Source organism: Pectobacterium jejuense (assembly GCF_026800125.1).
Classification (GTDB): domain Bacteria; phylum Pseudomonadota; class Gammaproteobacteria; order Enterobacterales; family Enterobacteriaceae; genus Pectobacterium; species Pectobacterium jejuense.
This window is the reverse complement of record NZ_JAPQKX010000068.1, coordinates 1-231: the sequence shown is the minus strand read 5'-3', so window position 1 is coordinate 231 and position 231 is coordinate 1. Positions and strand designations below refer to the sequence as shown.

The window sequence follows — 231 nt, the reverse complement described above, 5'->3', positions numbered from 1 at the left end:
CGTTAATCCCATGCTCAGTTGACAGGTCTCTACCACTTCCGGCACCAGATATTTGCAAATCGTCCGTTTGTTGCAGGTCGTGACATCGCCCAACGGCGCTTTTATCGCGTCATCCTGTGTGATGATGCGTGTCGGGTAAACGGCATGCGCGGGTGCGCTGTTATAATACAGTTTTGCCGGTTTAGTCTTGTCGAGGCTACTAAAGGCTAAGGCCTTGGCTCCCTTGCCGAC

The 231-nt window shown here is 52.8% G+C and carries 1 protein-coding gene; it reads right to left on the bottom strand.

The genetic code is table 11. The features are described 5' to 3' along the window. Positions 1-231, bottom strand: a 231-nt coding sequence (locus tag NXT09_RS22495; RefSeq protein ID WP_268581211.1) for a 5-deoxy-glucuronate isomerase, incomplete at both ends; no start/stop codon positions are given.